9 protein-coding genes are annotated in these 11904 nt (G+C 69.0%); 5 read left to right on the plus strand and 4 right to left on the minus strand.

Annotated elements, in window-relative coordinates; all coding sequences use genetic code 11:
• The first annotated feature begins 13 nt into the window (after positions 1 to 13).
• The 4 genes from ACLJK8_RS02380 (at position 14) to ACLJK8_RS02395 (ending at position 5996) form a co-directional block, all read left to right on the plus strand.
• Entirely contained in the window at positions 14 to 1774 is a 1761-nt protein-coding gene (locus tag ACLJK8_RS02380; RefSeq protein ID WP_413148526.1) for an acyl-CoA dehydrogenase, read from the plus strand.
• A gap of 35 nt (positions 1775 to 1809) precedes the next feature.
• Positions 1810 to 2457 carry a glutathione S-transferase family protein gene (locus ACLJK8_RS02385; RefSeq protein WP_413148403.1) on the plus strand — a complete coding sequence of 216 codons (648 nt, stop codon included), beginning with the start codon at positions 1810 to 1812 and terminating at the stop codon, positions 2455 to 2457.
• A gap of 27 nt (positions 2458 to 2484) precedes the next feature.
• Complete coding sequence (locus ACLJK8_RS02390; protein ID WP_413148404.1) at positions 2485 to 3693, plus strand: acetyl-CoA C-acetyltransferase; 1209 nt, start codon at positions 2485 to 2487, stop codon at positions 3691 to 3693.
• Positions 3694 to 3791: 98 nt separating this feature from the next.
• Positions 3792 to 5996, plus strand: coding sequence for a 3-hydroxyacyl-CoA dehydrogenase NAD-binding domain-containing protein (locus ACLJK8_RS02395; protein WP_413148405.1), 2205 nt, complete (start codon positions 3792 to 3794; stop codon positions 5994 to 5996).
• Here the strand turns inward: ACLJK8_RS02395 and ACLJK8_RS02400 are convergent.
• Positions 5969 to 7060: an acyltransferase gene (locus tag ACLJK8_RS02400; RefSeq protein ID WP_413148406.1), complete on the minus strand. Its 1092-nt coding sequence runs from the start codon at positions 7058 to 7060 to the stop codon at positions 5969 to 5971. The genes ACLJK8_RS02395 and ACLJK8_RS02400 overlap by 28 nt on opposite strands.
• 161 nt (positions 7061 to 7221) lie before the next feature.
• Here ACLJK8_RS02400 and ACLJK8_RS02405 point away from each other — a divergent pair, with 161 nt between their 5' ends.
• Positions 7222 to 8130: a hypothetical protein gene (locus tag ACLJK8_RS02405; protein WP_413148407.1), complete on the plus strand. Its 909-nt coding sequence runs from the start codon at positions 7222 to 7224 to the stop codon at positions 8128 to 8130.
• 61 nt (positions 8131 to 8191) lie between these two features.
• Here the strand turns inward: ACLJK8_RS02405 and ACLJK8_RS02410 are convergent, their stop codons facing one another.
• The 3 genes from ACLJK8_RS02410 to proS form a co-directional block, all read right to left on the minus strand.
• Positions 8192 to 8872 (minus strand): ABC transporter ATP-binding protein, encoded by a 681-nt coding sequence (locus tag ACLJK8_RS02410; RefSeq protein WP_413148408.1) that lies wholly within the window; start codon positions 8870 to 8872, stop codon positions 8192 to 8194.
• Positions 8865 to 10163 carry a lipoprotein-releasing ABC transporter permease subunit gene (locus ACLJK8_RS02415; RefSeq protein ID WP_413148409.1) on the minus strand — a complete coding sequence of 433 codons (1299 nt, stop codon included), beginning with the start codon at positions 10161 to 10163 and terminating at the stop codon, positions 8865 to 8867. Before ACLJK8_RS02415 ends, ACLJK8_RS02410 begins: the two co-directional genes overlap by 8 nt.
• 165 nt (positions 10164 to 10328) lie before the next feature.
• Positions 10329 to 11666 carry a proline--tRNA ligase gene (proS, locus tag ACLJK8_RS02420; protein ID WP_413148410.1) on the minus strand — a complete coding sequence of 446 codons (1338 nt, stop codon included), beginning with the start codon at positions 11664 to 11666 and terminating at the stop codon, positions 10329 to 10331.
• Positions 11667 to 11904 lie beyond the last annotated feature (238 nt).

The raw sequence follows: 11904 nt of genomic DNA on the forward strand, positions 1-11904 counted from the left end.
ACAAACCGAGGCCATCATGACCTACGCCGCTCCGCTCGACGATCTCGCCTTCCTGCTGCACCGCCTGTTCGCGGTGGAAAAGGCCGACATTCCGGGCTACGACGAGCTTGACCCGGACACGACCGCCGCCGTCCTCGGCGAGGCGGGAAAGCTCGCCGCCTCGGCGCTCGCACCGCTGAACCGCGCCGGCGACCTCGAAGGCTGCCAGTTCGAGAACGGTGTCGTGCGCGCGCCGAAGGGCTTCAAATCCGCCTATGACGCGGTCTGCCAGGGCGGCTGGACCGCCCTCGACCTCGATCCCGACTACGGCGGCCAGGGCATGCCGACGCTGATGAATTCGCTGACCGGCGAGATCTTCGCCGGGGCGAATATGGCGCTCAACATGTACTGGGGCCTGACGCATGGCGCCTACGCCGCGATCCATACCCATGGCACGCCGGACCAGAAGGCGACCTATCTGCCGCATTTCGCCACCGGGGACTGGACCGGGACGATGAACCTGACCGAGCCGCAGTGCGGAACCGACCTCGGCCTGCTGCGTACCAAAGCCGAACCGCGCGAGGACGGAAGCTACGCGATCAGCGGCCAGAAGATCTTCATCTCGGCGGGCGAGCACGACCTCTCGGAGAACATCATCCATCTCGTCCTCGCCCGCATTCCGGGCGCGCCGGCGGGCGTGAAGGGCATCTCGCTCTTCATCGTGCCGAAGTTCCTGCCGACCGAGGACGGCGAGCCCGGCCCCCGCAACGGCGTCTCCTGCGGTGCGATCGAGCACAAGATGGGCATCCACGGCAATTCGACCTGTGTCATGAACTATGACGAGGCCACGGGCTTCCTGATCGGCGAGCCGCACCGGGGCCTGCGCGCGATGTTCACGATGATGAACGAGGCGCGGCTCGCGGTCGCGATCCAGGGGCTCGCCCAGGCCGGCGCCGCGCTCCGGAACGCCGCCGCCTATGCGAAGGACCGCCTTCAGGGCCGCGCGCTACCCAAGCCCGCCAATCCCGAGGCCGCGGCCGATCCCCTGATCGTCCATCCCGACATCCGCCGCGCGCTCATGGACATGCGCGCCTTCGTCGAGGGCGGGCGGGCGCTCATCATCTGGGACGCGATGCTGATCGACCGCGCCCATCACAGCGACGCCGAGGCCGAGGCGCTGGCCTCGCTCCTGACGCCGGTCCTGAAGGGCTTCCTGACCGACAAGGGCTTCGCGACCGCGGTCGAGGCGCAGCAGGTCTTCGGCGGCCATGGCTATACCGAAGACTGGCCGATGAGCCAGTTCGTCCGCGACGCGCGTATCACCATGATCTACGAGGGCGCGAACGGCATCCAGGCGCTCGATCTCGTCGGCCGCAAGCTCGCGGCGGATGGCGGCGCGCCGATGCGCCGCTTCTTCGAGGAGATCAGGACCTTCCTGCGCGAAGCCGAGGGCGAGACCGACGCGGAGTTCAAGACCGCCTTCCTCGATCCCCTGAAATCGGCCTCGAAGGATCTCGAAGCGGCGGTGATGAGTTTCATGCGCACGGGGATGACGAATCCCAACACGGCGCTGGCGGGCTCGACCGATTTCCTGCATCTCTTCGGTCTGACCTGCCTCGGCTACATGTGGGCGCGGATCGCGCGCGCGGCCAATGGCGAAACCGCCTTCGACCAGGCGAAACGCCTGACCGCGCGGCACTACATGACCCGCGTGCTGCCGGAGACGGCGCTGCGCCGGGCCCGGATCGAAGCCGATCCGGAGCCGCTCATGACCATGCCCGAGGAGGCCTTCTGAGGGCCTCTCCGGCCCGAGACGGAGGAACCAGACCCATGTCCGAATACCAGCTCTATTCGTTCGCCCAATCCGGCAATTCCTACAAGGTCGCGCTCATGCTCGAACTCGCGGGGGCGGAATGGGAGCCGATCTGGGTCGATTTCTTCCACGGCGGAACCAAGACGCCGAACTACCTCGCGATGAACGAGATGGGAGAGGTGCCCGTGCTCGTGCATCGTGAGGTCACGCTCAGCCAGTCGGGGGTGATCCTCGACTATCTCTCCGAGCGCTACCGCGACTACGCGCCACGATCGGAGGCGGAGCGGCGGGAGGTGCTGCGCTGGCTGCTCTGGGACAACCACAAGTTCACGAGCTATATCGCGACGCTGCGCTTCATGATGAACTTCGCCGCGCCCGAGAAGCGCGAACCCGCCGTGATCACATTCCTCGAGGGGCGGGTCCGGGCGGCGATGAAGGCGCTCGACATCCATCTCGGCTCCCGGGCCTGGATCGCGGCGGAACACATGACGATCGCCGACTTCTCCTGCGCGGGCTACGTCTATTACGCCGAGGAATTCGGCGCCGACATGGCCGGTGACTATCCCAATATCGAACGCTGGCGGAACGCGATCTCCGCGATCCCCGGCTGGAAACATCCCTATGACCTGCTGCCCGGCCATCCGACGCCGGGCGGGCCGGGTTGACGGGCCGGGCTGAAAGGACCCATCCACATGGCTGATGCTTACATCTACGACGCGGTCCGCACGCCGCGCGGCAAGGGGCGCCCCGACGGCGCGCTCCATGAAGTGACCTCGGTCCGGCTCTCGGCCGATGTGATGAACGCGCTGCGCGAGCGGACCGGGACGGCGACCGACGCGGTCGAGGACGTGATCTGGGGCAATGTGACACAGGTCGGCGAACAGGGCGGCTGCCTCGCCCGCTCCGCCGTCCTGCTCTCCGACCTGCCGGAGCATGTGCCGGGCCTCGCCATCAACCGCTTCTGCGCGAGCGGGCTCGAAGCCGTCAACATCGCGGCCGGGCTCGTCCAGGGCGCGGGCGGTGGCTATGTCGCCGGCGGCGTCGAAATGATGAGCCGGGTTCCGATGGGTTCGGACGGCGCCGCGATCGGCGTGGACCCGACGCTGACCTTCGGCACCCATTTCGTGCCGCAGGGGATCAGCGCCGACCTGATCGCGACCAAATACGGTTTCACCCGCGACGACTGCGATGCCTACGCGGTAGAGAGCCAGGCACGCGCCGCGAAGGCGATGGCCGAGGGGCGTTTCGACCGTTCCGTGGTGCCGGTTCGCGACGTGAACGGCCTGACCCTGCTGGAGCGCGACGAATACCCCCGCCCCCAGACCGACATGCAGTCGCTGGGCGCGCTGCGCCCGGCCTTCAAGGATATCGGCGAGACCATGCCCGGTTTCGACGCGGTGGCGCTGCTGCGCTATCCCGAGATCGAGAAGATCGACCATGTTCACCACGCCGGCAATTCCAGCGGCATCGTCGACGGCGCGGCGGCGGTCCTGATCGGCGACGCCGATTTCGGCGCCAGACACGGGCTGAAGCCCCGCGCCCGCATTCGTGCCACGGCGAAGATCGGGACGGAGCCCACGATCATGCTCACGGGTCCGGTGCCGGTCACGGAGAAGGTGCTCGCCACCGCCGGCATGAAGATCGGCGACATCGATCTATTCGAGGTGAACGAAGCCTTCGCCGCCGTGGTGCTGCGCTTCCTGCAGGCCTTCGACGCCGATCCGGCCAGGGTCAACGTGAATGGCGGCGCCATCGCGCTCGGCCATCCCCTCGGCGCGACCGGCGCGATGATCCTCGGCACGGCGCTCGACGAGCTTGAACGCTCCGACAGGGAGACCGCGCTCATCACGCTCTGCGTCGCCTCGGGCATGGGAGCGGCGACCATCCTGGAGCGGGTTTGATGCCCGGGGCGACGGACGCCCCTGAACTCGCCCGCCTGTCGAACCTCACCGCCGCTGGCACGCCCGGCGCGACGGCACACTAATCAAGGAGATCCGAGATGCCGATCTTCACTACCGAGATCGACGCCGATGGCGTCGCGACCATCACCTGGGACCTGCCCGGCCGGTCGATGAACATCCTGACCTACGAGGGGATCGCCGAGCTCGACGCCGCCTTCGACGCGGCGCTGGCCGATCCCGCGGTCAAGGGGATCGTGATCACGTCGGCCAAGCCCGATTTCGCCGGCGGCATGGACCTCGGCATCCTCGCGAAGATGAAGGAGGACGCCGGCCCCGATCCGGCGCGCGGGCTCTTCGAAGGGATCATGGGCATCCACAAGCTGCTCCGCAAGATCGAGCGCGCGGGCATGGACCCCAAGACGCTGAAGGGCGGCAAGCCCGTCGCCCTCGCGGCGCCCGGTCTCTGCGCCGGCATCGCGACCGAGATCGGCCTCGCCTGCCACCGCCGCTTCCTCGCCGATCAGCCGAAGTCGCGGATCGGCCTGCCCGAGATCCTGCTCGGCATCTTCCCCGGCGCGGGCGGTGCGACGCGCGTCAGCCGGATGCTCGGGCTGATGGGTTCGGCGCCGATCCTGCTCGAAGGCAAGATGCTGCGCCCGAAGGAGGCCCGCGCGATGGGTCTCGTCGACGAGACCCCGGCGCCGGAGGATCTGCTCCCGGCCGCCCGCGCCTGGGTGCTCTCGGCGAAGGACGAGGACATCGTGAAGCCCTGGGACAGGAAGGGCTACAAGATGCCGGGCGGCCTGCCCTACAGCCCGCAGGGTTTCATGAGCTTCGTCGGCGCCTCGGCGATGGCTCAGGGCAAGACCCAGGGCGCCTTCCCGGCGGCGAAGGCCATGCTCTCGGCGATCTACGAAGGCGCGCTCACCAATTTCGACACCGCGATCCGGATCGAGGCGCGCTGGTTCACCAATGTGCTGATGAACCCGTCGTCTTCCGCGATGATCCGCGCGCTCTTCCTCTCGAAACAGGCGCTGGAGAAGGGCGCGTCACGACCGAAGGGCGAGCCTGACCGGACGGTCGCCCGGCTCGGCGTCATCGGCGCCGGCATGATGGGCGCGGGCATCGCCGGTGTCGCGGCGGAGGCCGGGATCGAGACGGTGCTGATCGACCGTGAACAGGCCGACGCGGAGCGCGGCAAGGCGGGTGTCGCAGCCGGGCTCGAGAAGCGCGTCTCGAAGGGCCGGCTCGCGGCGGAGAAGCGCGACGAGATCCTCGGCCGCCTGACCGCGACCGCCGATTTCGCGGCGCTCTCGGACTGCGATCTGGTGGTCGAGGCGGTGTTCGAGGATCCCGAGGTCAAGGCCGATGTGATCGGTCGCGCAACCGCGGTCCTGGGGCCGGATGCGACCTTCGCCACCAATACCTCGACCCTGCCGGTCAGCGGCCTCGCCCGCGCGGCGGCGGACCCGGCCCGGTTCATCGGCATCCATTTCTTCTCGCCGGTCGAGCGGATGGCGCTCGTCGAGATCATCGTCGGCAAGGAGACGGGACCGGCGGCGATCGCCCGCGCGCTCGACTTCGTGCGCCAGATCCGCAAGACGCCGATCACGGTCAATGATGCGCGCTTCTTCTACGCGAACCGCTGCATCATTCCCTATATCAACGAGGGCGTGCGGATGGTCGCCGAGGGTATCTCGCCCGTGCTGGTCGAAAACGCCGCCAAGCAGCTCGGCTTCCCGCTCGGGCCGTTGCAGCTGACCGACGAGACCTCGATCGATCTCGGCCTCCGGATCGCCAAGGCGACCAAGGCCGCGCTCGGAGACGCCTACCCTGAGTCTCCCGCGGACGGCGTGCTCGAAAAGCTCGCGGGCGAGGGCCGGCTCGGGCGCAAGGCGAAGGCCGGGTTCTACAGCTACGACGGGAAGGGCAGGCGCGAGGGCCTCTGGCCCGGTCTCGCCGAGCACTGGCCGGTGAGCGAGGAGCAGCCGGAACTGACCGAGGTGAAGAACCGCCTCGCGATGGTGCAGACGCTGGAGGCCGTGCGGGCGCTGGAGGAAGGCGTGCTGAGCGATGTCCGCGAGGGCGATGTCGGCGCGATCCTCGGCTGGGGCTACATGCCCTGGTCCGGTGGCCCGTTCTCCTGGCTCGACATGCTGGGCGCCGCCCGCTCGGTCGAGATCGCTGAGGGCCTCGCCGCCGCGCACGGCCCCCGCTTCGCTCCGCCCGCGATCCTCACGGATCTGGCGGCCGAAGGCGGCTCCTTCTACGGGCGCTACACCCCGGCGGAAGCCGCGGCCTGACCCTCGGCGCGACCGGCGGCGCGACCCTCGCCCGCCGGACGCGCCCCGGTGCGATCGGGCAGTCGTCCATCCATCACGGCCCGCGCCGAGGGAAGGTACCGGCGCAGCCCCTCCGCGGCGGCGAGCGTCGCGAGAAGCGCCAGGGCGGCGATCGCGAGGCTCGGTCTCGCGCCGCCGCTCAGCCCCGCGACGGCCACTCCGGCCGCCGCGACGAAGAGCGGGTGCAGGATGTAGATCGCGAACGCGTGCTTGCGCCCCATCCAGACCATCCACTCCGGCAGCCGGATCGTGCCCTTGACGCCCCAGAGCAGAAGCCCGACCGCGACGAGGATCGCGCCCGGCGAGCACTGGCGCCAGCTCATGTGACCACCGAACCGCTCCAGCACGAACACGTCCAGGAATGTGAACGCGACGCCGCCGAGGACCAGCGCCGCGATCGCCGGGCCCGCGGGCCGGACCCGCGCCCGGGCCAGCCGGTATCCGAGCCAGACCAGCGCGATGCCCTGCGCCTGCCGCGCGAGATCGAGCGCGCCGGCGTAGCTTCCGTCGAGGCTCATCGCCACGTCGACGGCGACGAAGGCCGCGAGGATGATCCCCGCCGCGAGGTCGAGCAGCCGGCCACCGCCCGGCGCCTGCGAGACCGCCGCGATGACCACGAGCGCGAGGCAGAGCGCGGACAGGAACCAGAGGTGATACCAGGTTCCGGTCAGGAGCAGCGCCGGGCCGATCTCGCTGATCGGCGTCGCACCCTTGGCGATCATCAGGGGAAGATAGAGCAGCGATGCGACCGCGAACATCCGTGCGATCCGCGCCACCCGTTCCAGCGGGATCGCCGGCCCGCCCCTATCCGTCGCGCCCCTGCCGGCCCCCTCCCCATCCGCCTGCTCGGGCTCGCAGAGACAATAGCCGAATACGAGGAAGAAGAAGGGCACGCACCAGCGGACCGAAACCCGGATCAGCCCGCCCCAGCCGTCCGGCAGTTCCGGATATTCGCCCGTATGCCGCAGGATCACCGTGACCGCCGCGATGAAGCGCAACCCGTCCAGATCCCGCGCCCTGCTCATTCCACTGCTCCCTGATAGGTCGCGCGGGAGACTGACAGGCCCTGCTTTCCAGCCCGTTACGAGCATGAGAGGCCGGGGAAACCGCCGGGTGTCTCCCGGCCCTTTTCCGCGGGCGCTTCCTGGACTAGACCGGACGGGATGTCGCGTTTCCCCGGACCCAGATGACGGCGCTTCAGACCCGCTTCCGCCTGCAGGCACCCGGACTCTGGCGCGAGAGCGCCGGTGAGCCGCCGCGCGCGGTCACCGTCTCGCTCGGCTCCGCCACGCTGATCCTGCGCGGGGAGCGGGGGCAGGTTCTCGACCACTGGTCGCTCGCGGGGATTCGCGTGATCGGCGAGACCGAGGAGGCGACGCGCTACGCGATCCTCGCCGAGGATGGCGAGACGCTGGAGATCCGCGACGCGGCGATGACGCGCGCGATCGCCGACGCCGCGCTCGATTTCGACGCGCCGCACACCGGGACGCCGCCCGCCAATCGCGCGCGGCTGTCGATCTCGGGCGCGATCCTCGCGCTGCTCGCCTTCGCTCTGGTCCTCCAGGGGCCGGAACTCATCCGGACGCAGGCCGCGCGCATGGTTCCTCCCGCCCAGGCGCGCGAGTTCGGCGACCGGATGCTGCTCGCGATTCTCGAGGACAACGGCCCGCTCTGCGGCGAGCCCGAAGGGGCGCGGGCGCTCGCGAGCCTCGGCGCGCGGATCGCGCCCGGCACCACCTTCCGGGTGCTCGACCTCGGCTTCGGCAGGCTCGTCGCCGCGCTTCCGGGTCCGACGGTGCTCATCGACCGCGCCGCGCTCGCCCGGGCGCGGGGGCCGGAGCAGCTCGCGGGCTGGGTCGCGCAGGCGCTCGGGCCCACGCCAGGGGAGACGCAGACCCGCGCGCTCATCCGCGCCATCGGTCCGGTCGCGGCGCTCGGCTACGTCTTCCGGGGCACGCTCTCCGACGCGGCGCTCGCCCGGGCGGCCGAGGCCGCGCTCGCGCCACCCGCCACGCCCGAGACCTATCCGCCGGCGGCCGGCGCCGGGAGTTTCCCGGCGGGCGACTGGCAGGCGCTCCGCAGGATCTGCGGCTGAGGGTGACAGTTCCCGAAATTCAGGCGTTCAAGATCAGGCGTTCAAGGTCAGACGTTCAAGGTCAGGCCTCGACAATCCGCCCGTCGCGCAGCCTGAGCACGCGGTCCATCCGCGCGGCGAGGTCCGGATTGTGCGTCGCGACGAGCGCGGTCAGCCCGGTGTCGCGCACGCGCTCGAGCAGCATCGCGAACACCTGCTCCGAGGTCTCCGGATCGAGATTGCCGGTCGGCTCGTCGGCGAGCAGGATTCTCGGATGGTTCGCGAGCGCCCGCGCCACCGCGACGCGCTGCTGCTCGCCGCCGGAAAGCTCGGCGGGGCGGTGCGTGACCCGATGCGCGAGGCCGACGCCGTGTAGCAGGTCCCGCGCCCCCTCCTCCGCCGCGCGCCGGCCCAGCCCGGCGGCGCGCCGGGGCAGCGCGACGTTCTCAAGGGCGCTGAACTCGGGCAACAGGTGGTGGAACTGATAGACGAAGCCGATCGCATCGCGCCGGAGCCGGGTGCGGGCCTGATCATTCAGCCCTTGGGTCGAGCGACCGGAGATATGCACGACACCCGCCGTCGGCGTATCGAGCAGCCCCGCGATGTGGAGCAGCGTCGATTTCCCGGTCCCCGAGGCGGCGACCAGCGCGACGATCTCGCCCTCGCCGATCACGGCGGAGGCGCCATCGAGCACCACGACCGGCTCCGCCACGCCGTCGTGATAGCTCTTGGCGATGTTCTCGAAACGGAGCGCCTCATTCATAGCGCAGCGCCTCGACGGGATTGAGCCGCGCCGCGTTGCGCGCCGGCATCAGCGTGATGACGAAGGAGAGCAGGAGCGCCGTCCCCGCCACCGCCGCCACGTCCACGAGCCGCAACCGCGCCGGAATGTGCGTGAGATAGCGGATCTCCGGATTCCAGACCGAGCCGCCGGTGACCCATTCGACCAGCGCCTGAATCTCCTGGATGTAATGGGCGAAGAGGCAGCCGAGCACCACGCCGAGCACGGTGCCCACGACCCCGATCATCGAGCCGCAGATGAAGAAGACCCGCATGATCGCGCCCCGCGTCAGCCCCATGGTGCGCAGGATGCCGATGTCGCGGCCCTTGTTCTTCACGAGCATCACCAGCCCCGAGATAATGTTCATCGCGGCGATCAGGACGACGAGCGAGAGGATGATGAACATCACCCGCCGCTCCACGTCGAGCGCGGAGAGAAAGGCGCCGGAGGCCTGTTTCCAGGTCCAGATCTCGCCCCGCGGCGCCGTCGCGTCGAGAAGCGGCTGGCGCAGGTCGTCGACCTGATCGGGGTTCGCGACCATCACGTCGATCTCGTCCGCGCCCGCCTCGCGGTTGAAGTAACTCTGCGCCTCCGCGAAGGGCATGTAGACCCGGGTGCGGTCGATGTCGTAGCGGCCCATGCCGAAGATGTACTGGACGGTATAGTCGTTGATCCGGGGTTGCGTGCCGAAGGGCGTATCCATCCCATCGGGCGAGATCAGCGTCACCGCGTCGCCGACCGTGACACCCAGTTCCCGCGCGATGCCGGAGCCGAGCGCGATCCCCTCCGCGAAACTCGCGAGATCGCCGAGGCGCTGCTCCGGATCGACGAGGAGCGGCACCTTGTCGAGATCCTCGGGCCTCAGCCCCAGCACCTCGACGCCAAGCGCCCGGCCATGCGCGGAGGCCATCACCTGCCCCCGGATCAAGGGCGCCGCGGAAGTGACACCGGGAACCCCGGCGATCTTGCCCGTCCAGCCGTCATAGTCGCCGATCAGCCGGTTCGGGGTGCCGAACTCATCGAATTCCGGCGCCGCGTAGACGGTGACATGCGCGTTGGCGCCGAGGATCTTCTCGGTGAATTCCTCGCGAAACCCGTACATCACCGCCTGCACCACGATGAGCGTCGCAACGCCGAGCATCACGCCGATCAGCGCGTACCAGGCGATGACCGAGATACCACCCTCCTTGCGCCGCGCACGCAGGTAGCGCCAGGCGATCAGCCATTCGAACGGAGCGAAGGGCGGCGGGGATTTCGTGTCGGTTTCCGTCAATGCGCGACCTTCAGAACTCGGGCGGAATTCAGGCGCGCGGACCCTGCGGGCGGTGGCGCGCGAGGTCAAGCCACATTCGCGGGGGTGCGAGTTGAGGACGCGCACGGGTGTGGCGGACCGGAATCCGCCCTACGGGGCGCCGTGCCTGGGCCGCCGCGATCGGCGTCAGAGCCCGGCGTAGATCGCCTTGATCCGGTCCACCGCCGCTTCGGGAGACATCTCCTCGCTCTCGCCACTCCGGCGACTCGTGAGTTCCACCTTGCCATTCGCGAGGCCGCGCGGGCCGACGGTGATCCGCCACGGCAGGCCGATCAGGTCCATCGTGGCGAATTTCGCCCCCGCCCGCTCCTCGCGGTCGTCGTAGAGCGGATCGAGCCCGGCACCGGTCAGCGCCTTGTAGACCCCCTCGCAGGCGCCATCGACCGCGCCGTCGCCCTGCTTGAGATTGACGATGCCGACATGGAACGGCGTCACGCCCTCGGGCCAGATGATGCCCCTGTCGTCGTGGTTCGCCTCGATCAGCGCGCCGACAAGGCGGGAGACGCCGATGCCATGGCTTCCCATCTGCACCGGCACGCGCTCGCCCTGTTCGTTGACGACGACCGCCTTCATCGGCTCGGAATACTTGGTGCCGAAGAAGAAGATCTGCCCGACCTCGATGCCGCGACCCTCGATCCGCCGATCCTCCGGCACCTCGGCGAAAGCCTCCGGATCGTGGCGCTCGTCTGTGCGGGCATAGGGCGCGGTCCAGGTCTTGACGATCTCCGCCACCTGCTCGCGGTCGGCGAAATCGACCTCGCGGTCACCCAGCGTCAGATCGGTGACGGCACGGTCGTAGAAGACCGCGCTCTCCCCGGTCGGCGCCAGCACGAGAAATTCATGCGTGTGGTCGCCGCCGATCGGCCCGCCATCGGCGCGCATCGGGATCGCCTTCAGCCCCATCCGCTCATAGGTGCGGATATAGGTGACCATGTGGCGGTCATAGGCGTGCAGCGCGTCCTCGACGGTCAGGTCGAAGTTGTAGCCGTCCTTCATCAGGAACTCGCGCCCGCGCATCACCCCGAAACGCGGCCGCATCTCGTCGCGGAACTTCCACTGGATATGGTAGAGCGTGAGCGGAAGATCCTTGTAGGAACCGACCGCCGAGCGGAAGATGTCGGTGATCAGCTCCTCGTTCGTGGGCCCGTAGAGCATGTCGCGCTCGTGCCGGTCCTTGATCCGCAGCATCTCGGCGCCGTAGTCGTCGAAGCGCCCGCTCTCGCGCCAGAGATCCGCCGATTGCAGCGTCGGCATCAGGAGCGGGATATGCCCCGCGCGCTGCTGTTCCTCATGCACGATCCGTTCGAGCCGGCGCAGCACCTTGTAGCCGAGCGGCAGCCAGGAATAGATCCCCGCCGCCGCCTGCCGGATCATGCCCGCCCGCAGCATCAGCCGGTGGCTCACGATCTGCGCCTCGGCCGGATTCTCCCGCAGGACCGGCAGAAAATACTTGGTCAGGCGCATGCGACGGTCCTCCCGGCGGGCATTTCGAGCCCCGCCGATTTAGGCGAACCCCGGCGTCGGCGCAATGCCGCCGCTCGCCTTGCGCGGGGGAGAATTCCGCTATGCAATAGATGAACAACTTGGTTGCAATCTGCCCAAAAAAAAGGTTATCCCCTCTCTGCCGACAATGGATGCCCCGACGGAAAGCAGGAAACGGCGAAAAGCCGCCGCGAGACCGAAGGAGCGAAAGACGATCCAT

Origin of the sequence: Amaricoccus sp. W119 (assembly GCF_047275745.1) — a bacterium.
Lineage (GTDB): Bacteria > Pseudomonadota > Alphaproteobacteria > Rhodobacterales > Rhodobacteraceae > Amaricoccus.